Source organism: Pseudodesulfovibrio indicus (assembly GCF_001563225.1).
GTDB lineage: Bacteria > Desulfobacterota > Desulfovibrionia > Desulfovibrionales > Desulfovibrionaceae > Pseudodesulfovibrio > Pseudodesulfovibrio indicus.
On sequence record NZ_CP014206.1, the window covers coordinates 3,921,660 to 3,947,866 of the forward strand.

Annotated in this window: 22 protein-coding genes and 2 pseudogenes; 9 read left to right on the forward strand and 15 right to left on the reverse strand. The window is 60.1% G+C overall.

Going from position 1 to position 26,207, the window contains the following annotated elements; genetic code table 11:
• Entirely contained in the window at positions 1–1,062 is a 1,062-nt protein-coding gene (locus AWY79_RS17835; protein ID WP_066806810.1) for an SGNH/GDSL hydrolase family protein, read from the forward strand.
• Positions 1,063–1,166: 104 nt separating this feature from the next.
• Complete coding sequence (locus tag AWY79_RS17840) at positions 1,167–1,784, forward strand: hypothetical protein (RefSeq protein WP_066806812.1); 618 nt, start codon at positions 1,167–1,169, stop codon at positions 1,782–1,784.
• A gap of 100 nt (positions 1,785–1,884) precedes the next feature.
• Here the strand turns inward: AWY79_RS17840 and AWY79_RS17845 are convergent, their stop codons facing one another.
• From AWY79_RS17845 to dsrA, 7 genes are all read right to left on the reverse strand, one after another.
• The gene (locus AWY79_RS17845) at positions 1,885–2,379 is read right to left on the reverse strand and encodes a peptidylprolyl isomerase (RefSeq protein ID WP_066806813.1); all 495 of its coding nucleotides are present in this window, start codon (positions 2,377–2,379) and stop codon (positions 1,885–1,887) included.
• A gap of 177 nt (positions 2,380–2,556) precedes the next feature.
• On the reverse strand, positions 2,557–2,913 hold the full coding sequence (locus AWY79_RS17850; RefSeq protein ID WP_066806814.1) for a hypothetical protein: 357 nt from the start codon (positions 2,911–2,913) through the stop codon (positions 2,557–2,559).
• A 2-nt stretch (positions 2,914–2,915) separates the two neighbouring features.
• Positions 2,916–4,046 (reverse strand): DegT/DnrJ/EryC1/StrS family aminotransferase, encoded by a 1,131-nt coding sequence (locus AWY79_RS17855; protein WP_066807389.1) that lies wholly within the window; start codon positions 4,044–4,046, stop codon positions 2,916–2,918.
• A gap of 72 nt (positions 4,047–4,118) precedes the next feature.
• Positions 4,119–5,510: a cobyrinate a,c-diamide synthase gene (locus tag AWY79_RS17860; RefSeq protein WP_066806815.1), complete on the reverse strand. Its 1,392-nt coding sequence runs from the start codon at positions 5,508–5,510 to the stop codon at positions 4,119–4,121.
• 88 nt (positions 5,511–5,598) lie between these two features.
• The gene (locus AWY79_RS17865) at positions 5,599–5,847 is read right to left on the reverse strand and encodes a dissimilatory sulfite reductase D family protein (protein WP_066806817.1); all 249 of its coding nucleotides are present in this window, start codon (positions 5,845–5,847) and stop codon (positions 5,599–5,601) included.
• 70 nt (positions 5,848–5,917) lie between these two features.
• Positions 5,918–7,063 carry a dissimilatory-type sulfite reductase subunit beta gene (dsrB, locus tag AWY79_RS17870; protein ID WP_066806819.1) on the reverse strand — a complete coding sequence of 382 codons (1,146 nt, stop codon included), beginning with the start codon at positions 7,061–7,063 and terminating at the stop codon, positions 5,918–5,920.
• A gap of 18 nt (positions 7,064–7,081) precedes the next feature.
• Positions 7,082–8,398, reverse strand: coding sequence for a dissimilatory-type sulfite reductase subunit alpha (dsrA, locus tag AWY79_RS17875; protein ID WP_066806825.1), 1,317 nt, complete (start codon positions 8,396–8,398; stop codon positions 7,082–7,084).
• A 356-nt stretch (positions 8,399–8,754) separates the two neighbouring features.
• Between dsrA and AWY79_RS19480 the strand changes: the two are divergent.
• From AWY79_RS19480 to AWY79_RS17885, 3 genes and pseudogenes are all read left to right on the forward strand, one after another.
• Positions 8,755–9,015: pseudogene (locus AWY79_RS19480) on the forward strand (YkgJ family cysteine cluster protein); the annotation flags it as partial.
• Between the two features lie 259 nt (positions 9,016–9,274).
• A complete protein-coding gene (locus AWY79_RS19485) occupies positions 9,275–9,442 on the forward strand; it encodes a hypothetical protein (RefSeq protein ID WP_233491064.1) in 168 nt (55 codons plus the stop codon).
• Positions 9,443–9,452: 10 nt separating this feature from the next.
• Positions 9,453–9,707, forward strand: a complete 255-nt coding sequence (locus AWY79_RS17885; RefSeq protein WP_066806827.1) for a hypothetical protein — start codon at positions 9,453–9,455, stop codon at positions 9,705–9,707.
• Positions 9,708–10,997: 1,290 nt separating this feature from the next.
• Here AWY79_RS17885 and AWY79_RS17890 read toward each other — a convergent pair.
• The 3 genes from AWY79_RS17890 to AWY79_RS17900 all read right to left on the reverse strand — a co-directional run bounded on the left by AWY79_RS17890 (position 10,998) and on the right by AWY79_RS17900 (position 13,039).
• Positions 10,998–11,429 (reverse strand): Fur family transcriptional regulator, encoded by a 432-nt coding sequence (locus AWY79_RS17890; RefSeq protein WP_066806829.1) that lies wholly within the window; start codon positions 11,427–11,429, stop codon positions 10,998–11,000.
• Between the two features lie 9 nt (positions 11,430–11,438).
• Complete coding sequence (locus AWY79_RS17895) at positions 11,439–12,368, reverse strand: metal ABC transporter solute-binding protein, Zn/Mn family (protein ID WP_199533827.1); 930 nt, start codon at positions 12,366–12,368, stop codon at positions 11,439–11,441.
• Between the two features lie 179 nt (positions 12,369–12,547).
• Entirely contained in the window at positions 12,548–13,039 is a 492-nt protein-coding gene (locus tag AWY79_RS17900; RefSeq protein WP_066806831.1) for a GlcG/HbpS family heme-binding protein, read from the reverse strand.
• Positions 13,040–13,267: 228 nt separating this feature from the next.
• Between AWY79_RS17900 and AWY79_RS17905 the strand changes: the two genes are divergently transcribed.
• Together AWY79_RS17905 and AWY79_RS17910 are read left to right on the forward strand one after the other, a co-directional pair.
• Positions 13,268–14,269, forward strand: a complete 1,002-nt coding sequence (locus AWY79_RS17905; protein WP_233490959.1) for a GNAT family N-acetyltransferase — start codon at positions 13,268–13,270, stop codon at positions 14,267–14,269.
• A 117-nt stretch (positions 14,270–14,386) separates the two neighbouring features.
• The gene (locus AWY79_RS17910; RefSeq protein ID WP_066806833.1) at positions 14,387–16,531 is read left to right on the forward strand and encodes a diguanylate cyclase; all 2,145 of its coding nucleotides are present in this window, start codon (positions 14,387–14,389) and stop codon (positions 16,529–16,531) included.
• 30 nt (positions 16,532–16,561) lie between these two features.
• On the opposite strand, the gene AWY79_RS17915 is transcribed toward AWY79_RS17910, so the two are convergent.
• Together AWY79_RS17915 and AWY79_RS17920 are read right to left on the reverse strand one after the other, a co-directional pair.
• Positions 16,562–17,851 (reverse strand): DHH family phosphoesterase, encoded by a 1,290-nt coding sequence (locus AWY79_RS17915; RefSeq protein WP_066806835.1) that lies wholly within the window; start codon positions 17,849–17,851, stop codon positions 16,562–16,564.
• Positions 17,852–17,942: 91 nt separating this feature from the next.
• Positions 17,943–18,584, reverse strand: a complete 642-nt coding sequence (locus AWY79_RS17920) for a sensor histidine kinase (protein ID WP_158509912.1) — start codon at positions 18,582–18,584, stop codon at positions 17,943–17,945.
• An 89-nt stretch (positions 18,585–18,673) separates the two neighbouring features.
• Between AWY79_RS17920 and AWY79_RS17930 the strand changes: the two are divergent.
• A pseudogene (locus AWY79_RS17930) lies at positions 18,674–19,835 on the forward strand (IS3 family transposase).
• 219 nt (positions 19,836–20,054) lie between these two features.
• On the opposite strand, the gene AWY79_RS17935 reads toward AWY79_RS17930, so the two are convergent.
• Positions 20,055–20,291, reverse strand: a complete 237-nt coding sequence (locus tag AWY79_RS17935) for a hypothetical protein (RefSeq protein ID WP_066806839.1) — start codon at positions 20,289–20,291, stop codon at positions 20,055–20,057.
• A complete protein-coding gene (locus tag AWY79_RS17940) occupies positions 20,288–21,664 on the reverse strand; it encodes an RHS repeat domain-containing protein (RefSeq protein WP_066806840.1) in 1,377 nt (458 codons plus the stop codon). Before AWY79_RS17940 ends, AWY79_RS17935 begins: the two co-directional genes overlap by 4 nt.
• Positions 21,665–22,725: 1,061 nt before the next feature.
• On the opposite strand from AWY79_RS17940, the gene AWY79_RS18500 reads away from it, so the two are divergent.
• The gene (locus AWY79_RS18500; protein WP_078063861.1) at positions 22,726–23,946 is read left to right on the forward strand and encodes a Fic family protein; all 1,221 of its coding nucleotides are present in this window, start codon (positions 22,726–22,728) and stop codon (positions 23,944–23,946) included.
• Positions 23,947–24,373: 427 nt separating this feature from the next.
• Here AWY79_RS18500 and AWY79_RS18505 read toward each other — a convergent pair whose 3' ends face one another.
• Positions 24,374–25,972, reverse strand: a complete 1,599-nt coding sequence (locus tag AWY79_RS18505; RefSeq protein ID WP_078063862.1) for an anti-phage dCTP deaminase — start codon at positions 25,970–25,972, stop codon at positions 24,374–24,376.
• Between the last annotated feature and the right edge of the window lie 235 nt (positions 25,973–26,207).

The window sequence follows — 26,207 nt, forward strand, 5'->3', positions numbered from 1 at the left end:
GTGAGCGGCGAGAACAACCCCTTCGAGAAACACGCCCGGGCCATCGGCGTCCTCTTCGGCTGCCTCCTGCTGCTGGCTGTGGCGGGCGGTGCGTGGCTCGGCTACCGCGCCCTGGCGCAAGACGCCAAGCGTGGCTATGAGCGGCACATCGTGCTGCGCGAATGTTCCCCCCTGTCCGAGACCCGGCATTCCGCCTGGAATTCCGACGAGCAGTACGTCCGCAGGTGCGACGACAACGGCTTCATCGAGCCTTCCAGGGTGCACGACGACCCGGAGCTCGAAATCGTCTTCCTGGGCGCGTCCACCACGGAATGCCTGCACAACCCCGAGGACCAGCGGTTCCCGTATCTGGCCGGGCGGCTCCTCGAGGAGCGCACGAACAGGCGGGTCAACGCCTACAACGGCGGCAAGAGCGGCAGCACCGCCAACCACAGCGTGCTTGCCCTGCTCGGCAAGGTCGTGCCCATGCACCCCGATGCGGCGGTGCTCATGCACGGCATCAACGACGCCATGTTCCTGATGCTCGCGGGCGACTACTGGGCTCCCCACGCCCGCCGCTCCATGCTCCAGGACAAGGACTACAACCCGGTCAAGGCATGGGTCCTGGAACGAGAACTCGGCCACCGCTTCCTGGATATGCCTAAGACCGACTACGATCCGTACCGGGGCAAGCCCGCCACCCTGAACGTGGAGGCCATGACCGCCCAGTTCGCGGCCATGGAGGAGCTGTTCGTCTTCATCTGTCGCAAGTACGCCATCACCCCGGTGCTCATGACGCAGTTCAACCGGCTGACCCTCGACTCAGACGCCTACCGCGAGGCCACTGCCGCCCGGCTCAAGGACTTCTCCATCGAGTATGACGACTTCCAGCGCGCCTACGCGGCCATTAACGAGACCACCCGCCGGGTGGCCGCCGAGCAGGGCGTGCTCCTCGTGGACCTGGCCGCGCGCATCCCCGGCACGCCGGAATACATGTACGACTCCGTGCATCTGACCGAAAAGGGCACCGCCGCCGTGGCCGACATCGTGGCCCAAGCCCTGTCCGCCGAACTGGTCCGCTAGCTCCCTCCCCGCCGCCGTTTCCGGCAGCGCGCCTTTGGCACAACTCCTGCTGTGTTCGACCAATGGGAAATTCCTTCCCATGTGCAAGTTCGCGGGAGCAAACAATGGCAACGACATCCATCGGATCCGATCTGATCACCGGGACCTATACCCTGCTGCGGGCCTCCGTGGAGGAAAAGCAGCTTCGCCAGAAGGCCGAGACCCTGGACACCGAAAGCAATAAGACCAGCGCCTCGACCGGCCTCAAATCGGAGATCGCCGCCCTGCTTGACAATATCCCCAAGGGTGACGACAACCGGCTCTCCTTCACGGACGTGGAGAATTATCGGAAGGAGATGGGCGACAAGTGGGACCGCGAGGTCATGGCCGACCTCAAGGCCCTGGGCGTGGACGTGTCCAAGGAATTCGCCATGACCTACGACCCGGACACGGGCAAGGTCACGGTCCCGGATAAAACCAAGGACGCCGAGATCATCAACAAGTATTTCGAGGACAACCCGGACAAGGTCGCGGAGTTCTACGACATCATCCAGCTCGGCAAACTGAATGCCACGGCTTCCTCGCAACTTTCCCAGTCGCAGATGCTGACCAGCCTCAGGCAGCAGTCCCTGGCCTGGTGGTACGCGGACAACACCGACCCGACCAGTTGGTTCGAGGGCGGCGGTCTGCTGGCCATAGGCGGCAACGCCACCTCCTACACCGGCCTCAATATGATGGTCTAAACCCATCTCGGCAGGACACGAAAAAAGGCGCGCCCATCTGGGTGCGCCTTTTTCCTTTCCAATCGGGCCGGCAGCGAATCGGCCGGCCCAAGCCGACCGCTTATTCGACCACGGTGGCCTTGGTGATGACCACCGGCTCCAGGGGAACGTCGTCGTGGAAGCCGTGACGGCCGGTGTCGACCGCCTTGATCTTGTCCACGGTGTCCTGCCCCTCCACGACCTTGCCGAACACGGCATAGCCCCAGCCCTGGGGGGTCTCGGAGGAGAAGTTCAGGAAGCCGTTGTCCTTGACGTTGATGAAGAACTGGGAAGAGGCGGAATGCGGGTCCATGGTCCGGGCCATGGCCAGGGTGTAGCAGTCGTTCTTCAGGCCGTTGTTGGCCTCGTTCTTGATCGGGGCGCGGGTCTCCTTCTCCTTCATATCCTTATCCATGCCGCCGCCCTGGATCATGAAGTTGGAGATGACGCGGTGGAAGATCAGGCCGTCGTAGAACCCTTCCTCCACATACTGCTGAAAGTTGGCCGCGGTCTTGGGGGCGTTTTCGAAATCGAGCTCGATGACGATGTCGCCCATGGTGGTTTCCATTTTGATCATTGAATCGCTCCTTTGTGCCGGGACGCGCCCGGCGGAATGTCGTTGGGGGTTTCCCCTTACCAGAGGCGTTCGCCGCTGGCAAATCCCGCCCCCCTCGTCAGCCGGGGGACGGAAAACCGGCGCCGCGCCCTCACCTCAGGGCAAGAGACGCAGCGGCGGAAGAGGATGGATCCCGGGTCAGGGCTGCACCGCCGGGGAGTCCGACACCGCGCCCTTGACGGCGGGTACGGACTTGCCGTCCGGGTCGAAGAACAGGCCGGACTCGTCCTCGCCCGCTCCGGCGGGCGGGACGACCAGGGCGGGTTCCGCGGCCTTGAACGAGAGCAGGGAGCCGAGCTTCATGATGTTCCGCTCGATGACCAGTTCGGCCTGGGACTCCACGATCTCTGCCTGTTTGGCCGAATACGGGCTCTCCGGGGTGAAATTGACCGCGGGCGGGCCGTCCACCCAGGCCGTGGCCAGGAAGGCCAGCCCCATTCCGGCGGCCACGGGCTTGACCACCCGCAGTATGCCCGACCAGCTCCAAAGCGCCACGGTTACCCCTTGAGCACCTTGACGATGCTCTCCTGATCCTCGGAGGTCAGGTACGGGTGCATGGGCAGTGCAAAGATGCGCGAGGCAACGTCCTCGGACACCGGGAAGTCGCCGGGAGCGTACTTCAGGGACTCGAACGCCTTCTGCAGGTGCAGCGGCTTGGGGTAGTAGATGCCCGACGGCACGGACGCCTCGGCCAGCCGTCCCATGAGCTCGGTGCGGTGGGCGTTGTCGCGGGCCAGGACGCAGTACTGCGCCCAGACCGAGGTGTTGCCCTCGGGGACGGAAGGCGCGGTCACGCCGTCCACGTCGGCCAGCAGCGCGGCGTAGCGGTCCGCCACCACCTGGCGCATCTCGATCTCCTTGGGGAATATCTCGAACTTGGCCAGGAGCACGGCGGCCTGGATGGAATCCATGCGCCCGGTGATGCCCAGCCGGTCGTTTTCGTACCTGTCCTCGCCCATGCCGTGGACGCGGATGGAGACCAGCAGCTTGTGCAGGTCCTCGTTGTGCACGAAGACCATGCCGCCGTCCCCGTAGCAGCCGAGCGGCTTGGCCGGGAAGAAGGAGGTACAGGCGATGTCGCCCAGGGCGCAGACGGACTTGCCCTTGTAGGTCGCGCCGAAGGACTGGGCAGCGTCCACGATGAGCCACAGCCCGGCGTTGTGGGCCAGGGGCTCGATGGCCTCATAGTCGGCGGGCTGGCCGAAGATGTCCACGGCGATGACGCCCCGGGCCTTGAGGTCCTTGCGGTTCTCGCGGACGTAGCGGATCTTGCGCCGCAGGTCGTCGGCGTCGATGTTGAAGGTCACCGGGTCGATGTCCACGAAGACCGGGGTCGCACCCAGCAGGGACACCACTTCGGCGGTGGCGATGAAGGTGAACGGGGTGGTGAAAACCGCGTCGCCGGGACCGACGCCAAGCGCCATCAGGGACATCATCAGCGCATCGGTACCCGAGGCGCAGCTCACGCCGAAGGACACGCCCGCGTAATTGGACAACCGGGCCTCGATCTCGCCGATCTCCGGCCCCATGACATAGGCCCCGTGCTCCAGGACGTTGTCGATGTTCTGCTTTATCTGTTTCTCTATCTGTCTGTACTGCGTTTTCAGGTCAATAAACGGTATGCTCATCATAAGCTCGCTTTTAGGGTGTTTTTTCGTCCCCGGCAGTCTCTCACGAAAGAGCGTGCCGAGACAAGAAATTTACGGGCGTGCGCCTGTGGCGCGGGCCGCAGCGGCCGCCACGAACCGCTCCGCCCAGCCGGGAACGGCCAGGGCGTGGATGTGGTTGTAGCCCGCCCAGGTGTTGCGGTGCAGGAATCCGTCGCGGCCCAGCGCGCTGCCCTGCCCCCGGACCATGCGCAGACCGTGTTCGAGTTCTCCGGCGCGTTCGGACACGCACATGGAATAGTGGAACTCGTGGCCCAGCACGCGGGTACCTGCCGGGAAAAAGACCGTGTCCGCCACCACCTCGGCCTCGGTGTAGCCCAGCCCCTGGGGACGCGGGCAGAAGGAGGTGGTCAGCGGAAAGACCCCGGCCATGGCGTGGGACGCGTTGTCGATCTCGAGGCGCTCGCACAGGACCATGAACCCGCCGCACTCGGCGTAGATGGGCAGCCCGGACTCGGCCAGGGCCCGCAGATGGTCCAGGACCGGCCGATTGGCCGCGATGCGCTCGGCAAAGACCTCGGGAAACCCCCCGCCCAGGTACAGGCCGTCGACCTCCGGCCACGGTTCGGGATCGAGCAGGCTCAACCGGACCAGTTCCGCCCCGGCGTGCTCCAGGGCCTCCAGGTTCTCCGGGTAGTAGAACCACAGGGCCGCGTCGTGCACGTAGCCGATGCGCGCCTTTCTTGCGGCGGGCTCGCCGGGAAATATGGGCGGCGGCGTGGGGCCGAAATCGGGCGCGGCCAGGGCCGCCCGTTCGATGCCCTCCAGGTCGAGCCACTCCGAGGCCAGGTCGGCCAGCGCGTCCAGATGGCCCGAGCCGTCGTATTCCTGGTCGGACATGAGGCCCATGTGCCGCTCCGGGATGGGGTTGCTGACCATCTTGGGGAGCATGCCGAGCACCGGGATGTCCGTGTGGGTCTCCATGGAGCGCCGCAGGACCGAGCGGTGACGTTCGCCCGCCGTGCGGTTGAGGATGACGCCCGCCAGGTTCAGCCCCGGCTCGAAACCGGCGCATCCCTGGACCACGGCCGCCACGGTGCGGGTCATCTTGGTGCAGTCGATGGCCAGGATCACCGGCGCGTCGAGCATCCGGGCCAGCTCCGCGCTGGAGCAGGAGCCGTGCTCGTCCATGCCGTCGAACAGCCCCCGGTTGCCCTCGATGAGGCTCAGGTCGGCCCCGATGGACTTGTGGTGAAACACGGACCGAATGACGTCGCGGGAATGGAAATAGGGGTCCAGGTTGGAGCACGGCCGGGATGCGGCCAGGGAAAGCCACTGGGCGTCGATGTAGTCCGGCCCCTTCTTGAACGGGGCCACGACCCGCCCTGCGCGGCTGAACGCACGGGCGCAGGCCAGGGAGACAATGGTCTTTCCGGTGCCGCCGGAGAGGCCGGCAAGGAGTATACGCGGGTCTGGATTGAACAAATTATTCAAGGGGCTATTCAACCAAGAAAGCCTTGCCCGACATCATGTGATGGGGGGCAAGGCCTCGAATGCCGAAAGAGGCGGAAGACTAGGCTTCGCCCTCGGAAGCGGCCTGCTTGCCGACACCGGCCAGACCGTACATGGTGGTGGACCCGGAGGACCAGAACACCATCTTCTCTTCCTGAACCAGCTGGGTCAGGAGCTTTTTCACGTCGCGGCTCTTCTCATCCGGGAAAAGCTTGGTGAAGTCGTTGAAGTAGAACTTAGTCTTGCTGGCGGACTTCTCTTCGCAGAACTTGATGATTTCAGCTTTCGCAGCTGCGGGATCGAGTGCCATGATGGACTCCTTATTTTTTTGGATAAAGCCGGGGTACGGCGAGACGCCGTACCCCGGTACTTTATTTATCTTACCACTTGAACTGAGTGGTCTGGCGCCAGGTGTAGTACGCCGGATCACGGAAGTCGTCGATCAGGTGCTCGGTGAAGGGCAGGTCGCATTTCTCGAAGAAACGCTCCCAACCGATGCGGTTGGCCCAGTCGCCCAGACGCTCGTACTTGTTGGCGTCGGCAGCGTAGGTGTCGAGGATCTTCTTGATCACCTTGGTCATCGTGGGCCAGCGAGGCGGCTCGTTGGGCACGTAGGGGACGACGACCTTGGAGAAGGCCGGCTTGGTGATGCGGTTGGAGATCTTGCCGCCAACCATGATGGCGATGCCGTCGCCCTCGCCGTCGGACAGCGGCAGGGAGGGACACATGGTGTAGCAGTTGCCGCAGAACATGCAGCGCTCTTCCTTAATGGCGACGGTCTTGTAGGTCTCGCCGTCGACTTCCACCTTGGAGGGACGGACTGCACCGGTGGGGCAGGCGGCCACGGCCAGGGGGATTTCGCACAGGTTGTCCAGGTACTTGTGGTCGATCAGCGGCGGCTTGCGGTGGATACCGAGGATGGCGATATCGGAGCAGTGCACGGCGCCGCACATGTTCAGGCAGCAGGCCATGGAGATGCGCACCGGGGCGGGCAGCTTCATGTTGGTGAAGTCGTCGAAGACGACGTCCATGGTGGCCTTAACGGTACCGGAAGCGTCGGTCGCGGGGGTGTGGCAGTGGACCCAACCCTGGGTGTGAACGATGTTGGTCACACCGGCGCCGGTGCCGCCGACGGGGAACTTGTGGGCTCCGCCGGGGAACTTCTGGTCGTTCAGGTACTTTTTCAGTTCCTTGGCGGCCTCTTCGGTCTCCACCTGGAACTCGAGGTTGTTACGGGTGGTGAAACGGACGTAACCGCCGGAGAACTTGTCGGCGATGGCGCAGATTTCACGCAGGTGAGTGACGGACATCAGGCGGGCGGTACCGGCGCGGACGGTGTAGGTCTTGTCGCCGGACTGGGCCACGTGCAGCAGGATGCCGGGCTCGATGATCTCATGGTAGTCCCATTTACCAAAGTTAGCTTTGATAACCGGGGGCAGGTACTCGCCAAAGTGACGAGGGCCGATGTCGGAAACCCGACCTTCCATCGGTTTGTCGGGATTGTACCCAGAAGAAATAAAAGCCATATTGATACACTCCTCTTTTTAGCGCTGGTGGCGCTTGCGGAATTCGTTGATATCGCGATCCCAACCGCCTTCGACGTCTTCGGCTTTCCAGAAGATGTAGGGGTTGTGGCGGGGCTCCTGAACCTGACGGGCGTCGACGGGAACGCCGGCGGCGTCGATCAGGGCGGCCATACCGAGGCGCTTCATGGTCTCACCGATGCGCTCGCGGTTCTTGCCTTCTTCCATCCACCAATCCCACACGTTCTCGATGATGTCCTTGATGGCCTGGTAGTCGTCGTCCTTGTTCACTTCGATGAACGGAACGAGCAGGGAGCCCATCTGGGGACCGTCGAGGATCGGGGCCTTGGCGCCGCACAGGATCGAACAGCCGCGCTCGTCGCCGATGTGCAGGGCGCGAGGCATGGTGTTGATGCAGTGCATGCAGCGGACGCATTCCTTGTGGTCGATGGTCAGCTTGCCATCGTAGGAGATGCACTTGGAGGGACACAGGTCAACGACTTCCTTCTGGATGTCGAACTTGCCCCAGTCACGACCGGCGTGAGCACCGGCGTTGGGAGCGATTTCACCGCCGACGTAGGCGGCAACGGCTTCCTGATCGACCTTGATCGGGTCTTTCCAGGTGCCGATGAAGGACAGGTCGGAACGAGCGATGGCCGCAACGCAACCGTTGGGGCAACCGTCGAACTTGAACTTGAACTTATAGGGGAACGCCGGGCGATGCAGCTCGTCCTGGTATTCCTGAGTCAGGTTGTAGCACAGCTCCTGGGAATCGTAGCAGGCGTACTCGCAGCGGGACATGCCGAGGCAGGTGGCGGGGGTACGCAGGTTCGAGCCGGAACCGCCGAGGTCGATTTCGAGACCGTGGGTCAGTTCCCAGAAGATCTCTTCGAGCTGGGGAGTGGTGGTGCCCAGGAACACGATGTCGCCGGTGGCGCCGTGCATGTTGGTCAGACCGGAACCACGGAGTTCCCAGATGTCCATCAGGCCGTTGAGCAGCTTGGTGTTGTACCACTTGCCGTTGGGCTGAGCCACGCGGACGGTGTGGAAGTGAGCAACGCCGGGGAACATCTGCGGCTGGTCGCAGTAACGGCCGATAACGCCGCCGCCGTAACCGAAGACGCCGACGATGCCGCCGTGCTTCCAGTGAGTCTCACCATCGGTGTAGGACATTTCCAGAACACCCAGCAAATCATCGGGACAGTCGACGGGGATCTGGTAATCCAGACCCTTCTCGTTCTTGGCTCGAGCGTCTGCCTCCTGTTTAATGTCGGATACGAAGCTGGGCCACGGGCCGCTTTCCAGCTGATCCAACAGAGGAGTCTTGTGTTTCGCCATTCCCTTAACCTCCATTGTTTGATTAAGATGTTGCCATCAACCATTATGCGCCCGGGCCGGCAAATGGTGAAAATCACCTGAAGCCAGAACGCCTTTCCTACGTAACGCAAGTACCTGGAATAGCGACACTTGCGCCATTATTCACAAGGTATGCAGGGGTGACAATGTACTGGACCCATCGGTTTTCTGTCAACCGAAATATCCGAGAAACCATTGTCAATCCTCAATTTGCGGACTCGACGGACACCCTGAATCCGGGGCCGTTTTGAGCCTCCGGTCTTGCCATTGAGGGGCTGCCGGAGTAACGGTCCTCAATCACAGGATATGGACCGCATCAACCGTTACCGCAAAAGGGTATGAGGAGCAACACAAACTTGCAAATACCAGACACCAACGAACCCGGCTGCAAGCGCTGCGGACAGTGCTGCCGAAACGGCGGCCCGGCGCTGCATACACAAGATTTGCCACTTATTCAGGACGGGACCATCCCCCTTGCCGACATCGTCACCCTGCGCGCCGGGGAACGGGTCTTCGACCAGCCCGCGCAGGACATCCGGCAGCTCGACAGGGAGATGCTCAAGATCAAGGGACGCGACGGCAGTTGGACCTGCCGCTATCTCAGCCCCGAGAGCAACACCTGCGGCGTTTACGCCACCCGCCCCGCCGAGTGCGAGGCGCTGTTCTGCCGCGACGTCGAGCCGCTCAAGGCCATGTACGACAAGGACCGGCTCACCCGCGCCGACCTGATCCCCGAGGGGCATCCCCTGGTCGAGCTCATGGCCGAGCACGACCGCCGCTGCGACCCCCGCGCGCCTGGAGGAGCTGGCCAAGGCCGCCCGCGAAGGCGACCGCGAGGCGGGCGAGGCCCTGCGCGAGATGGTCGCCTACGACCGCGAGGTGCGCCGCCTGGTGCCCGGCAAGACCGGCATGGACCCGGAGATGCTCGACTTTCTCTTCGGGCGTCCGGTGCGCGTGCTGCTCGGCGGCATGCATGTCCGGGTCTACGAGACGGGCGACGCCATCCGCTTCAATTTCCAAGGCTAGGAGGCCAGACATGAAGGACGATCGAGGCCACTACTACACTCCCTCCCTGCAACATCCCCAGGTGCGGATGTACGTGCGGGAAAACGAGGGGGAGATCGAGTTCCGGCTCTACAATCCGGAGGAGCCGATCATCTGGGAGAAGCACCAATGGGTGCCCTACCCCGCCATTGAGATGGCGGCGGCCATGTATCGGGAGAAGGGGACGGATCGCAATCCGCTGGCCCTTTATGATCTTGATATCGCTAAGAAACTCCTGGAAAGTTAGGATGCATTTCGGAGCGCGGCTCCGGAAGGCCTTCGTAGACGCCCGGCAGTGCCGGGCGTTTCTTTTTTGCGAATGGGACAATTTCCCGGATAAGGGGCGGTAAATCATGACGTTCCCCTATTGTCTTGAAGGGGGAAATGTGTGCTTATGTGCACGCATCAGCGACAATAATTGTTTTCCCGGCATTCCCCGCCGGGAACTCCCCCCGAAAGGCTCCAATCACCGCCATGGAGCCTTTCTTTTTGGTCTTTGGAGGGAGGGGGGGAGAGGGGATGCGGGTGAAGAGAAAGAGGAGAGCCGTCGCTGGCGCTCCTCCATGTTTTTTTTGAGCCCTCCCGGCGGGGTTCTTTCTTTTCCGGGCGAAAAGAAAGAACCAAAGAAACGCCGGGGGGGTATCCCCGCCCGGAGTTTGGCCGCTGAGAATCCGATCCGCTCGGGGCGGCTCCATCTGATGAAAAGTAAAGTGCGAGCCTCCACGGGAACGCCCCTTTTAAGGGATACCGAGGAGCAACGTGAGCGGAGCCGCCGCCCCTTCGCGGTCGGCTTCTAGGCGTCCAGAACAGGGCTCGCTGCGTGCTGCTTGGCGGTACGAAGGGCGAAGGAAGAGGGGCCTTCGAACGGGACTTCGGGGTAGGAGAGCCACTGTTTGAGGCTGCGCCTCAAAGGTGTTCCAGGGGAGGGCCTTCGTACGGTTTGACGGGGTATGAAAGCCGCTGTTGGGGCTGCGCCCCAAGGCGCTCCAGGGGAGGTCCGTTGGGCGAGGGTTGGGTGATGAGAGCCGCTGTTGGGGCTGCGCCCCAAGGCGCTCCAGGGTGCGAAGGGCGGAGGTTTGGAGGTGACGGCTGTTTGAGGCTGCGCCTCAAAGGCGCGAGAGGGGATGGTCTGGAGTTGAATCGGCCAGGGCGTGTTCCCCCTCTTTTGCCGTCCCTCTCGTGCGCGGAGATCATTGCCGCGCTCCTCCCTCTTCCGCCATCCCTCCCACGCTCGGACGGTCCCGGCCCGGAGAGCGGTCATTCGGAAACCGGGGCCTAGAGCCTGTTTCAAGCGCCGAAGCACAGCCCGACTGAGTCTGCCCCGGCAGACATGCCGTCAGGGCAGCGGGAGGCGCTTACAGGCTCTTGGCCACTGTTTCCGCGCCGCCGCACCGCAAGCGCACTTTTTGCTTACTTTTTGGGGCGCAAGCCAAAAAGTAAGGCGCTGTAAAAGCGCAAAACGACTTATCGCGACAGGGGGTACATCAGACGCGGATGCGCGGACGTCATTACCGCGTTCCACCCTCCTCCGCCCCCCCTACCCCAAGGCACGACTGCATTTTGGACAGACCCCTTCCAAATGAAGATCAATGTGGCTGATGGTCAAGCCTAGCGCGTTGGCCACGGCAGACTCATCGAAATGGAGCGTCTCGTTGGCGATGCAGCGAACCTCGCCGCAATTGGTGCAATGAAAGTGACTGTGACCGTCCCCCACGCAATACCGCAGGGCGCGCTCTCCGGCATTGATGCGGTTGACCGCGCCCCGCTCGGCCAGGAGGTCGAGGATGCGGTAGACCGTGACCCGGTTCAGGCGGTGTTCGCGGGTCGCCTCGGCGTGGACCTCGGCGGCGGTCACCGGGCCTTTGGCCGACGCCACGGCGGACCACACCAGGATGCGGTTCAGGGTCGGGTCGATGCCGGTCCGTTCCAGGAAATCGCGGGCGGCGTTGGGGGTTTCTCGAGGTTCCATGGCTCCTCCTCAGCGCAGCGCCTTGCCGAACGCCTCGGCGGCGTGCAGCAGGTTGTCCTTCCAGTCCTCGGCCAGCGGGTCCAGGGGGACGACCGCGGCCTTGAGCTCCGAGGCGATGACCGCTGCGCTGCGCTGCGAGAACTGCGGCTGGACAAAGACTGCGGAGACGTGCAGCTCCCGGCCGTGCTCGATGATCTCGGCCAGGTGCCGGGGGCCGGGTTCGGAGCCGCCCGCCTCGATGGCCACCTGGGTCAGGCCGTAACGGTCCGCGAAATACCCCCACGACGGATGGAAGACCAGGAAGGACCGTCTGTCCTCCGGCACGGCGGCCAGGGTCCGGGAGATGGTCGCGTGGAGCGTCTCCATGTCCTTGAGCAGCGCGGCCAGGTTGGCCTCGTACTCGGCGCGGTGGCCGGGGTCCACGGCGACCAGCCCGGCGCAGGTGTTGCGGGCTATGGTCTCGGCGCGCACCGGGTCGAGCCAGATGTGCGGATCGAGGATGCCGTGGTCATGATCCTGCTCGGCCTCATGGCCGTCGTGCATGTGTTCGTCATGCTCCTCGCCTTCTTCGTCGTGATGATGGGCGGCCATGGGAATCTTGTCCACGCCCTGGTCGGCGCGCACGATGCGCATGGCGCGGTTGGCGTCGGCCAGCCTGGGCAGCCAGACCTCTTCCAGGTTGACGCCGATGGCGAAATAGACCTGCGCCCCGGCCAGGGCCGTCATCTGGCGCGGCGAGGGCTCGTACATATGCGGGTTGGCCCCGGGCATGACCAGCACCTCCACGTCCACCAGGTCCCCGCCGATGCGCTCGACGAAATACTTCTGCGGCAGGATGGACACGAACGCCCTGACGCCGGCCAGCGCGGAGCCGGGCAGCACCATCATCAGCCCCAGGACCAGGGGCAACACCCTCCGAATCAAACTCGAAACCGCCATGACATCCACCTCCGAATACGTGGAATAATGTGTAACCTGTTTGCAGAATGCAACACAGTTGCATCGACTGTCAACAGTCTTGGCGGCAGCGGCGCAACGAAACGCCCGTCGGCAAAATAGCGAGGCCCGGCCGGGAGACGATTCTCCCGGCCGGGCCGTCGGGTGTTGTGCGGGGAGCGTTACTTGATGACCGCTGCGCCGGCCATGGCCACGCTCTCGTCCTCGTCGATGCTGCCGCCGGACACGCCGATGGCGCCGATGATGACGTTGTTCTTGTCCACCAGCGGCACGCCGCCGGCGAAGATGATCAGGCCGTCATTGCTGACCTCGATGCCGTAGAGGGGCTGGCCGACCTGGGAGGCGGCGGCCAGGGCGCGGGTGGGCATGTTGAAGTAGCGGGCGGTGACCGCCTTCTTGATGGAGATGTCGATGCTGCCGATGAAGGCGTCTTCCTGGCGGTAGAACGCCTTGAGGTTGCCGCCCGCGTCGACGATGGCGATGTTCATCGGGATCTTGATCTCCTCGGCCTTTTTCAGGGCGGCGGCCAGGATGGTCTGGGCCTGGGCCAGGGTGATGTCGCCGGGCAGGGTCTTGACCGGTTCGGCGGCAAAGCCGGTGGCGGAGAAGAGGACGGTGAAGACGAGAACGAGGGAAAGAGACAGTTTGCGCATAAGAATTCTCCTGTATGCTGAACGGCCGTCCCGTCCGAGCCGACATGCCCGGGCGTGCAAAACGGCCGTCTCCACCCATATACCTACGCCTCCCCCCGGGCCATATCAATCCAATTATTTCGGAAACCTCGATCCTTTTCTCCGCACGGAAACCAGCCCGAAAACGGATTCCCCTCGACCGGGGAGGCCAAGTCTGGCATTGAGGAGGGACGCACAGGGAGACCGATTTTGGAACTCAAACTCTACCCGCCCCGCTCCCCCGTGGCCCAGCGCGAGGCCTGGATCAGGGCCGCCGTCACCACCGGTCAGGGCGACCCGTTCTGCTGCGCCCCGGAGTGGCAGATGTCCTATCACGAGGCCTTCAACCCCGGCCGCCGCCTGCTCATCGAGGCCTCGGGCGGGAACGTCCTGGCCTTTGCCGAGCACGCTCCCTCCCCGGACGAGATTTTCCTGACCCCCATCGAGGCCCACTGGTGCTTCGGCTGTCCCCTGCTGGGCCACGACGCGGTCCCCTTATTCGAGGAGCTGCTGCCCGAGATCGAGCGCCGCTACGCCCCCCGCTTTCCGCGCATCGTGATCAGCGGCGTGCGCCCGGACGGCCCCCTGCCCGCGCGCCTGATCCGGGCCTTCGCCGACCGCTTCGACTTCTACCTGCTGGCCTCCAGCGAGCAGTGCGGGGCGTCCCTGGAGGGCGGCCTGGACGGATTCCTGTCCCGACGCTCGGCCAACCACCGCAAGAAGCTGCGCAAACAGCGGAAGCGGACGCAGGAGCAGGGGGTGACCTTCGAGCGCCACGCCCCGGTCGCCGAGTCCGAGGCCGCCGAAGTCTACGCCCGAATGCTCGACGTGGAGTCCCGGAGCTGGAAGGGCATCGGCCGGTGCGGCATGGCCGAGACCCCGGCGCTCGAATTCTACGACGCCATGATGCGGCGGCTCGCCTTGCTGAACGGCTCGCGGATCATCTTCGCCCGGCGGGACGGCCGGGACATCGGCTTCATCTTCGGCGGTCTGGCCGGGGCCGTCTACCGGGGACAGCAGTTCAGCTACGACGACGAGTGGAAGGAATTCTCCATCGGCAACCTGATGCAGGTGGAGCAGGTCGGCTGGCTGTGCGAGGAAGGCGCGGCCCGCTATGACATGGGGCCTCTGAGCGGCCCCAAGATGGGCTACAAGAGCCATTGGACGGAAAACCGGGTGCGCATCGAGACCTGGGCGCTCATCCGGAGGTGATCCGCGCGCAATTCAAAAAAATTATAACGCCCATGCTTTTTCTTTGCTCCCGAAGTACGCTATGGGTATCAAGAAAACCCATCCGGGACACGACACCAATCCATACGGGCAGGAGCAATGATCGCACGTTTCCTCTTCGCGGCCATCCTGGTGGTCCTCGCCTCCGCGGGAGTGGAGGGGGTCCTTGAGTATGAACTTCTCACCCGCAGCAGGAGCGAAGAACGGCTGGCGGTCCTGAACCGCGTCTCCACCCTGCGTGCCGACCTGGAGAAGGAGCTCATCGAGAATCTCTCGCTCATCTACGGCACGGCCAACTTCATCTCCGTCACCCCCGACATGAACCAGCGCAAGTTCGAGCAGTACGCCAAGGGCGTTCTCGCCTGGGACCCCCTGCTGCGCAACCTGGCGGCAGCCCCGGATTTCGTCATGGCCTACGTCCATCCCCTTGCGGGCAACGAGGGGCTCATCGGCTTCGATTACCGGGCCAATTCCAAACAATGGCCCCAGGTCCAGAAGGTCATGGAGACCGGGCGGATGGTCATTGCCGGTCCCCTGGACCTGATCCAGGGCGGACGCGGGATCATCGGCCGCGCCCCGGTATTCGCTACCTTCAACGGCAAGCGGGAGTTCTGGGGCATCGTTTCCGCGGTCATCGACACCGACCGCCTCTTCCAGAAAGTCGGGCTGACCCGGACCGGGTTGCGGATCGCCCTGCGCGGCGTGGACGGAGCGGGCGAAGGCGGCGAAATGATCTTCGGCGAGGAAACCCTTTTCGCCCCGAAGGCGGCCCCGGTAAAGGTCGCGGTCCGGTTTCCTTCCGGCACCTGGGTCATCGCTGCCGCGCCCGGCGGAGGCTGGGATTCCCGCCCGACGCACGCCGTGGAGTTCCGCCTGCTGACCATGGGCTTCGTGCTCGTCATCCTGTTCATGCTCTACCGGGGCATGCGCAAGAAGCACATCCTGCTCAAGACCCGGCGAACCCTGAACGAGGCCCAGGCCATAGCCAGGTTCGGTAGTTGGGAACTGGATATGCGCACCGGCGTCAGCTGGTGGTCCGATCAGGTCTACAGGCTCTACGGCGTGGACCCGGAGGAATTCGAGCCGTCCCTCGACGTCCTGCTTGAACGCATCCCGGAGGATGATCTGCCCGCCGTCAAAAGCGCCCTGGAAAAGACCGAGCATTCCCGCGAACCCTTCTCGCTGTTCCACCGGATCAACCGGGCCGACGGTTCGCAGATCCACGTCCACGTCCAGGGAGCAGGGGAATACGGCCCGCGCGGACGGCTGTTGCGCGTGGTGGGCACCATCCTCGACATCACCGAGCAGGTCCGCACCCAGGAAGCCCTGCGCAAGGAGCAGCTCAAGCTCACGGCCATGGCCGACGCCTCATACGACGCCTTCATCATGATCGACGCCCGGGGCCGGATCCTGTTCTGGAGCCCGGCGGCGGAACGCATGTACGGCTGGACCGAAAAAGAGGCCATGGGCAAGGAGATCCACGAGTTGATCGCCCCGGTCTCCTACCACGAGGACGCCAAGGCGGGGATTCGCCGGTTCGCCGGGACCGGCACCGGCCCGGTCATGGAGTCCATCATGGAATTCGATTCGGTACGCAAGGACGGCTCCATCCTGCCCGTGGAGCGGTCGGTCAGCGCCTTCCAGGTCGAGGGCGAATATTTCGCGGTGGGCATCCTGCGCGACATCACCGAACGCAAGCGGTTCCTGGAGGAGCTGACCCGGCTGGCCCGGATCGACGGCATGACCGGCCTGAACAACCGGGCGTACTTCACGGAACTTGCCGAACTGGAGCTGGAGCGCGCCAGACGGCAGGGCCACCCGCTCTGCCTGGTCATGTTCGACGCCGACCGGTTCAAGCTGGTCAACGACACCTACGGCCACGACGTGGGCGACCAGGTGCTCGTGGGGTTGACCGGGGCCGTGGCCGAATCGATGCGGCGCACGGACATCCTGGGCCGTCTCGGAGGCGAGGAATTCGCGGCCCTGCTCGTGGATACCGATTTGGAGTCGGCCAGGCTGGTGGCCGAAAAGATGCGCAAAGCCGCGGAGGACACCACCGTGACCATCCAGGACGGCGTGGTGGTGGACTTCACCATCAGCCTCGGCATCGCCGAGTTCTCCGAGAACGTTCCCGACCTGGAGCACCTGCTCAGGTTCGCGGACCAGGCCCTCTACCAGGCCAAGACCAGCGGCCGGAATCGTTGCGTCGCCCACGGCGACGCCCCGCCTGATCCGGCCCCATAGGGCCTTGGCCCAGGATTTGACGCGCGAAGATCAGAAATCGTAGACCTGGAACATGAGGTCCACCTGGGTGAGCACGCCCACCAGTTCCTCGCCCTCGACCACGGCCAGCAGCCCCTCGCGGGCATCGCACAGAAGTCCGATCGCCTCGCGGCAGCCCGCGTCCGGGGCGAGCCTCGGAATGTTGCGCCGGGTGTATCCCTTGACCGGCACGTCGAGCCTGCCCGTGTCCTCGGCCTTGGCGCATTCGAGCAGGGAAAGCCCGCCGAGCAAGGTTCTGCCCCGGCAGACCATCAGGCCGCAGCCGTTGCCCTCGGCGATCCGCTGAACGGCCTGGCCCATGGAGGCGTCCTCGTCGATCATGAACTTGTCCGGATCGGACATCACGGTCCGCACCTCGGTCTTGTCGCCGCATCCCTGCGCCAGGAGCGCCTGCACCCGGCGCGCGGCCTCCTCCGGGCCGGTCTTGCGGATGATGGCCGATCCCGCACCGGGATGCCCGCCGCCGCCCAGGGCGCGCATGACCTGGCCGATGTCCATGAACCGGGGCTTGCCCCGACCGATGACCATGCACTTCTGCGAGTCCGCCTGGAACAGCCCGAAGGCCGCATCGAGCCCCTTGAATTCGCGATATTTCTCCACCAGCGGCCCGAGGGAGGTCAGCCCGCTCTTGACCTGCATGGCGCTGATCCCGACGCGGGCCGCGCCCACGGTCACGGTCGCCGACTCCTCCAGCATCCTGCCGAAGACCTCGGTGTGGGCGTCGTCAACGGTGTCGTCCAGGTAGGCGGAGACCACGTTCAGGTCCGCGCCGTTCTCCAGGAGATAACCGACCATGGCCGCATCCCTGGCGGTGACCGACGGGTAGCGCAGGCAGCCGGTGTCGGAATAGATGCCGAGCAGGAACAGGGTGGCGTGCATGGGGGCCATGGCCGCGTCGCGCCGTTTCAGCTCCTCCAGGAGCAGGGTCACGGCCGCGCCGACCTCCTCGCGGTGGGTCTCGCCGCTCTCGATGGTCACGCCCTCCATGTGGTGGTCCCAGCAGATCACCTCCAGCCCGTCCCGCCCGGCCAGGGCGTCCATGCGGTCCAGCCGCCGCCAGCTGTTGGCGTCGACCACCACCAGGGAGGACACGGGGTCCAGGTCGAATCCCCGCCGGGGCTTGATCCGCAGGATGTTGCCGTGGAGCGCCAGGAATTGCCGGACCTCCGGGTTGAGCATGTCGGGCAGCACCCCGATTGTTCCCGGGTACAGGAAGGTGCAGGCCACGACCGAGGCCAGGGCGTCGAAATCGGTGCCGGTGTGGGTGGTGATGATGCGCATGTGTCGGGCTCTCCGGGGAGGGGTTTCGGGGCTGCGCGCGGTGCGCAAGACCCCTGTAGCACACCCGGCCCGGCCCGCAAATCCCCCGCCGCTAGCCGGACTCGGGGATGAAGACCCTGAAGAGGGTCCCGACCTGGGCGTTGGAGGTGAAATCGGCCCTGCCGCCCAGGTAGTTCTCGGTCAACAGCTTGATGGAATAGGTGCCCACCCCGCGCCCCCTGCCCTTGGTCGAATAGAAACGCTTGAAAATCTGGCACTGGGTTGCCTGATCCATGGCCTGGTCATTCCGAACCTCGAAGACCACGTATTTGTTGGCGCTGGAACAGCCGATCCGCACCGTTCCCCCGGGCGGAGTGGCCTCAAGGCCGTTTTTGACCATGTTCACCAGGACCCGGTGCAGCAAGGAGAGGTCCGTTTTCAGCACCCGATCGCAGGAATCCCGAGATACGGCGATTTCCCTTTCGGCGGACACGGGATGCCGGCGCAGCTCCCGGGCCACGTCCTCGACCACGGACCGGGACAGGATCGCCGTCTTGCTGATGGGATAATCGCCGTTTTCAGCCAGCACGAGATCCCGCTGACTCGCTATTTCCCCGACCAGCCCGTTCAGGGACAGGCTGAGCAGTTCGAGGGACTCCCGGACATCGTCATCATCATCGCCCAGGAGGAGCTCGACCAGGTTGCGCGCACCTCCGGCGGTGTTCATGATGTCGTGGAAAAACACCCTCTCCATCATCTCCCGCCGCTTCAGATCGCTGAAGTGGGTTCGGAAAACTGGACCAGTAGCTAAGGTGGACGTAAGAAGCCTGAAGGAGGCTTTTGATGTCCAAGCAAAGAAGAAAGTTTACTGCCGAGTTCAAGACCCGTGTCGCCCTGGATGCTCTGTCCGGCGAGCACACCCTTTCCGAGATCGCCAGCAAGTATGGCGTTCACGCCAACCAGATATCCCAATGAAAGAAGCAGGCCAAAGAGCAGGTTGCTGCTGGCTTTGCCGGCAAGCCTCAGAAGATCCAGCAAAGCGATGAGGCGCTCATAAAAGAGCCTCACGCCAATATCGGGCAGCTCACCGTGGAGAAGGATTTTTTGCAACAAGCCTTCGCCAAAATCTGAGCTGCGAGCGAAGGCGTGAAATCGTCGACACGGGCCACCCGGTGCTTAGTGTCCGGCGGCAGTGCGAAATCCTCAAGCTGCACCGTTCAACGTATTACTACCAGCCGATCGGCGAGTCCGAGTACAACCTGACGTTGATGCAACGCATCGACGAGTTGTTCATGGATCTGCCATTCTTCGGCTCCCGGCAAATGCGCAACATCCTGCGAGATGAAGGACATTTCGTCGGGCGTAATCGCGTGCGTCGGCTCATGCGCAAGATGGGGCTGATGGCGATCTATCAGAAACCGAAGACGAGCCTGCCGCATCCGCAACACAAGACATATCCGTACCTGTTGCGGCACCGAGCAATAACGAACCCCAATCAGGTCTGGTGTGCGGACATCACGTACATCCCTATGCGGCGTGGCTTCCTGTACCTTGTGGCGATAATGGACTGGCATAGTCGAGCCGTGCTGTCATGGCGTTTGTCGAACACGATGGACGCTGACTTCTGCGTGGCAGCCCTGGAAGAGGCATGAACCGATACGGCGTGCCGGACATCTTCAACACCGACCAAGGCTCGCAATTCACGAGCTACGAGTTCACACGGACGCTCAGGCAGGCTGGAGCCAAAATCTCGATGAATGGTCGAGGCCGCTGGATGGACAACGTCATGATCGAACGTCTCTGGCGCTCGTTGAAATATGAATGCGTGTATTTGCGGGAGATCGAGACCGGAAGCGAGCTTCGCCGGACCTTGGCCTGGTGGTTTGAGTTCTATAACAACCGCCGTCCACACAAGATCTTTGACGGCAGAAAGCCGATGGAGATATATCAGCAACTCAAGCCAGAGGGGTTAACCCCTCTGGCTTGCCCCAGAAAGGCGGTATAGCCCGTGAAACTGTCCACCTTAGTTTTGCCGCCTGCTGGTCCGAAGAAGTGAACCCACCTCTCTCCTTTTCAAATTTGACTGCTTCCCTGATGAGCGAGGGCAGTACGGGCCGTTATGATCGCCTTACGAAAATCAGCCCGCCAGATGACGATGCCGCCCAGCACTAACCATAACAAATCAAACACGCCCGAGACTGTTGCCTCGGGCGTGTCGGTGAATCTAAAGGGAGGACAGGAGAATCAATGCCGCAAACGCACCAATGGTGATATAGATGATCCCGTTGATAAGCTTTTCACGCGGATTCAGTCCTTCATCTTTGTTGAACCAACGTTTCCATGAAAACTGGCGAAGGTCTGTATGACGGGTACGGTACCATTTTCGGATATCCATCAACCCGCCCCAAGTGCATAGTACAAAGGCAATTGATAAGAATATCTGGCCAGCAATCATTTTCATTGGGCCCTCCTTTTTTGCTCAAGGGCCTTTTGAAGCCAGCTATCAGTTAGTTCTGTAGTCGTTGAGGAACCTACAACAGCACCAAGTTTCCCCGCATCCTTGATAGGCTCGATAGGTAATGTCTTGGGTGGGGTGATTCGACCAATGCTTTTTCCGGCATTCCCTACGACTTTTCCTGCTCCGGAGCCTATTAATCCACTTATTCCAGATGCAGCGACTTTCCGGACATCATCGGCTTTGCCTTTCTTGATATACTGGCTCCCGGCTTCATTCAAGGCAGCTGCACCGCCACCAAACAGAAGAGTTGAACCAATACCTCCGCCCATGGTGCTCACCGCGCCGGTCGCAGCGCCCAAGCCGACCGATTTGGCATAGTTCCCTGTGCTCATCTTGCCGCTTCTCCAATCATCCCAATTGTCGTAGGCATTGGAGCCTGCCCCAATCGCGGCTCCTGCAACCGGCACCCAAGCGAACAACCCCATGGGGTCATGCATGTTCACCGGATCATCCAAACAATAGCCATACCAATCCGGATCGCCGCCCTTGTCCCCGATGGGATCGGGCGCGGTCCACCGACTGGTGAAGGGGTCGTAGTCCCGCCAGCCGAAGCGGACAAATCCCAGGTCCCGGTCATGCAGGCCGCCCGCAAAGCCGATGGGCACGCGCAGGCCCGGATTGGTGTCCTCAATGATCCCGCCGAAGGGATCGTAGAGGACTTCCTTTATCACGTCGCCGTCCGCATCGGCAACCACGCGCAGGGAGCCGACCTGGTCATAATGCAAGGTGAATACGGCCCCGTCCTCGCGCCGCATGGCCGAGGGCAGCCGCTCGTTGTCCCCGTACCCGAACTCGTAGCCCATTCGCCCGTCGTGGTTCGCGCCGAGCCGGACGAAGTCGAGCCATTGGTAGGCCTCGACAAGTTGGTCGTTGAGATACTTGGCGGCCCGTCGGCCCTGCGCGTCGTGTCGGTAGGCGTAGACGCGGCCCTGGTTCTCCACCTCCATCTTGAGCAGCCGGTAGTCCGGCGCGTACTCGTACAGGTGGTACGTGCCGCCGTTCGACCAGATGGAACGGAACCCGTTGTCGTCGTGCGTGTACCCGTTGTTTCCAGCGCTCATAAGCCGGTTGTCCAGAGTATAGCGATAATCGCGATAGCCGGACCCCACTGTGGCCGGGAAGTAGTCCCGCTGGCGGCGGCCTTCCCGGTCGTACCAGCACTGGCAGATAAGCCGGTTGTCCAGGTGCGCCTCGGTAAGCCTTCCGGCCTTGTCGTAGGCATACTTCCAGACAACGGGCCTACCGGCCACGATTTCGGTTTTCTCCACGATTCGACCGTTCCGGTCATGCTTCAGCCTCATTTCAAATACGCTCATAAGATATCCTCCGGGCCACTGAGCTGACGGCCCTTTATTTGTTTGCGGAGAGCGTACCATGGGTTTTTCGGCCCAAATGGGCGAAACACGGCGGTGTCGTTCAATAACGACTTCATGTCGACAGAATGCACGCAGCCGTCGTTAAAAAACAGGTTGGTGTCGATCGATTATGCTTGACGGGTTTTTCGAACCTGTATTCATCCGCCCCAACCGCCCGACCTGCAACAGAAAGAGCTAGGGGTGTTTTGGCGGGAGTTATAAAAACCAAGTATTACAATTCGTTGGTGTTTATGAACGGAGAAAAGGCAACACATACAAGTAGTCGGCTGATCGGGTGCGCCTTGGGCGGCTGATCCCAACGGGGAAGCCATCCTAAATGAACGGGGAAGCCATCCTATGATTCCAAAAGGGAGATCCTCTCCAACTTCAAAATCACCAGTAGAGTCAAGAAAAACATGATGTTAAGTCGATCAAACAGGTGTTCATGAGAGATCGAAATAATGGCCAGATTAAGCGATTGGGGAAACGTTCCTCTGATTGCGGGGACGCTCACCTAAATGGGCGGAGAAATGATCCTATGATCTACGGGGAAGCCATCCTAAACGGCTAGGTGGCATTTTTTGCCCCCCTGCCAGTTGTTTCTTCCGGTACAGCCAGACAGTAATTTCAAATAAAGGTCGTATTTCTAGAAAGTTAAATGGAATTGTTGAAATCGAAAAGGTGAAAATCGGCTTGATCGGTAGTCGGCTGACCGGGTGCGCCTTGATGGATTTATCTCCAACGGGGAAGCCATCCTAAATGGCTTGCCGAAAAATCCTCCCGGTTAGGCGTTCATGGTCTCAACAAAAATGGTCTACACACGACTTCCACAACTTTTTTACCATGAGAATAGGCATAGTTAAGTTAACAGGCGCAGCAGCCCAAAAACCAGCCAAAGAACCAGCCAAAGAACCAGCCAATTCAAGCTTGGTAGCTAGGTTGACTAGAAATTAAGTCAAGTATATCTAGATAACTAGATTACAGTCACAACCAGCCAATGAACCAGCCAAAAGGAGGCTGTTTTGAAGCCAATCATGCCGCAAGGCAAAGAGCTTGGCCCTCTCAAGGACCTCGCCCAGGAAGTCTTGACAGCCTCGGCAGGCCTGGAAGGCCGCGTAGCGCTTGAAACGGCCCAGGCCCTCGGGGATCAGTTGCGCCTCATCAACTCCTTTTACAGCAACCTCATCGAAGGGCATCGAACCTTTATCCCGGACATTGAGAAGGCCCTGAACAACCATTACAGCGACGATGACAATTGCCGGTACGCCCAAGAGCTTTGCCGGGCGCACGTTGTCGCAGAAAAGACGCTTATGGAAGAAGTACGGCTGAATCCGGGCATGAATGTCAGCTCGCCGGAAATGCTGAGCCGTATCCATAGAGAGTTTTATTCCCACCTTCCACCGGAGCACCTGTTCACGCATGAAGAAAACGGGTTCACCGACATCGAGGTCCGACCTGGCGAATTCCGGGATCTCGAAGTGGCGATCCACAGGGACGCTGGGACCCATGGGCCGAATTACAAGAACCTCCCCGCTCACCTGAAACAGTATGCCACTGAATATGATGTGGCCCGGTATCACGGAGATGAAAAGCTGATTGCTATGGCCGCAGCTCACCATCAGCTTACCTGGCTCCATCCATTTCGAGACGGCAACGGCCGTGTATGTCGTCTCCATTCCGGACTGTTCATGGCCCGATCCGACGTCAATCGCGGCAACCTGTGGTCACTTTCCCGGGGGCTTTCAAGAAGTAGACAGGAATATATGATTAACTTGTTTTCCGTTGATCCCGCCCCTGACGACACACCTGAATCGCTGAATGAGCGTCTGGCTGATTTCTGCGATTTTTTTCTAGGAGTCTGTCTTGACCAAATTCAGTTCATGACCAAGCAATTACGACTAGAAAAGATCGAACAGCGCATAGAGTGGTTTGTCCGAGAGCGCTCGCAAAGAAGCACCAAGCTCCCCCTCAAGGCGTCACGTTTGCTAAGGGCGGCATTCATGCAAGGGCAGATTCCCAGGGGCCAAGCGCCTGAGATTCTTAATACAAGTGAGACCTCATCCCGAAGGATTGTCCGGCAGCTCTTGGACGAAGGGTTATTAACATCTGAAAGTCACCGCGCCCCTCTCAAGGTGGCATTCTCCATCCATGTCATGCCGTACTACTTCCCCTCTTTGTATCGCCCGGATATCTTGGGACCAGAATATGTCGAAATGCTCGGTTCGGATTTGCCGGACATGTAGCCCTAGGGGTAGGCAGTTTTTGCTTTGTAATAAACAAAATTTACGGGATGTTACAGATGGATCAGGAACGATGACTTGATAGTTGGCAGGGATCGGGCTATTCTCGATCAGCTGCTCCCAATGTGGATGGTAAACCGTTTCAATGGAGTATAGGAACACATAGAAGTAGTCGGCTGATCGCCCGCGCCTTGATGGTTTTTACCCCAAAGGGAACTAGACTACTCCACAAAAAAAGGGTGTGCAAGATGCACACCCTATCAAGAAAACATGTAAATTAAACTAGACAAAAATTTTATAGCTATCCAAGTACTCTTTCATTCTACGATTTGAATCGCATTGCTCTTTTTCCCGTTTGAACGCACTCAACTCAGTAATATTGCTGGGTTTTATCTCGTGCCCTTTTCTTTCTTGTTTAGTCGAAACACGCTCAATTGGAAGTCGCAGCTGATCCTTTTGACTCATCGCTAACCTCCTGCGCGATTGAACTCTCATACAGAGTATAGCTGTCTAAATATACGTTGGTAATGGGAATTGGCTTCTCCCCACTATCAATACACCTGCCGTCCTTTCCTTTTCTAGCAAACCTTTTCTTAAACAGCAAAGGGTATGATTCATGCGAAATGCCGACAAACTGAGAAACAGATACTTGATTTTCGCCCGCAGGCTTATTGTCCTCAGCGATGAAATCTGAAAAAAAAGCCAAGACCCTGCTTTTAGGGTATGGCTCAATATACACTATTTTTTTAATACCGGCTGTAATCAAATGCTTTGCACAATTTTCACAAGGGTATGTGGTCACGTAGATAGTGCCCCCACTTATACCGGCCTTAGCCGTCCTTGCCGCACTCAACAACGCTTCCATCTCTGCATGAATTGCTCTGGAAAACTCTATCAGCTCTGAAACACCGGCTTTTTTTAATACCGCTTTCACCTTCTTGAAAGATGCTTTTTTTAATATTAAATCAGCATCTTGGAGCCTTTCGTACATATTTTTCAGCATCTTTTCAATTTCTTCTGAACTTCGACATCTTCCCTTACTCTTGCAAAGAGCATCTTTTCCCTTTCCTTCAAAATCTGTCGCCAACCCCCCTCCAAAGAACGGAATATCATTCCAACCAATGGAGACCAATTCACCACTTTCATCTGAAATAGCAGCGCCGACCTGCCTTGATAGGCAGGTAGATCTCCAGCTAGCTGAAAATGCTTCAAACATCATCCTCTCATCAATGCTAGGACTACTAATTTTAATGCCAAACAATAAGTCTAAAAAGGTAGTCAAAGACTGATCTATTGAAGCTCGATCATTATTGAGGAACAAGTTTGCCCTGTAAAAGATATCGCGGACCTGCTGGCCGTTATCAATGCCCTCATCTTGATCAATGGCGGACAATACTTCATATTCCTTTCTAAGCCTCTTATTTTGTTCTTGTGTATTTGCCTCTGGGTGGAAATTGTGGACTTGTTGATCATGGTCTCCGCTAACAGCAATTAATGTTAGCAACTCCCCGTAGACAGCCTTGAGTAAAGTCAACTCTTCTTTATGTTTGATAGACTTAATAACATGGGCCACGCGTAAAGGTTTTGGAACAGGAACCCCCCCTTGTGCCTGCTCCATACCATGCTTCATCCTATATTCTGCGATTCGATTTATTGCGACTCTGGCAAGAAAATCATTTCCGCGCCTATCCCGCAAGGTGTTACCTAGTTGCTGAAGGCGGTTAATCCTCTTAGCTTCCAAAGAGATATTCGGATGTAGATTTTCCAGCATTTCATGCAACGGCGGCTCTGGTATTCCTTGTGCTTTCGCCTCTACATCAAGTTCTTTACTAAGTGATATTTCGTGAATCTTGTAATCGAAACGGGGACTTTTCAATTTTCGCTTTAATTCTTCAACTGCCTGAACGGCCCCACCGCCAATTGGTTCCACAAAAACAAATACCAATTCTGGAGTTTTCCTTTCAACAAATGACTTATATCCGAGAGATCGCCCTTTCTTCGCTACAGCTAGTAAATCTTTAGCTTCCATCTTCCGGCTCCAAATGTGAATGAATTGAATAAGAATCTATCTATTTGTTATTAATGAATTGGTATTTCCAAGTGCCAAAATCAAATAAGGCAATTACAAAAGGAAGTCTTCTTTTGGGCTGAGAGAATCATTATTTCTGGTAAACATCATATGCGACAACCCGCCCACCCCTAAAATAAGAATCAAATAGGCATACCCAAAGGACAAAAACCACACCCCTACCGATAGAGACTTC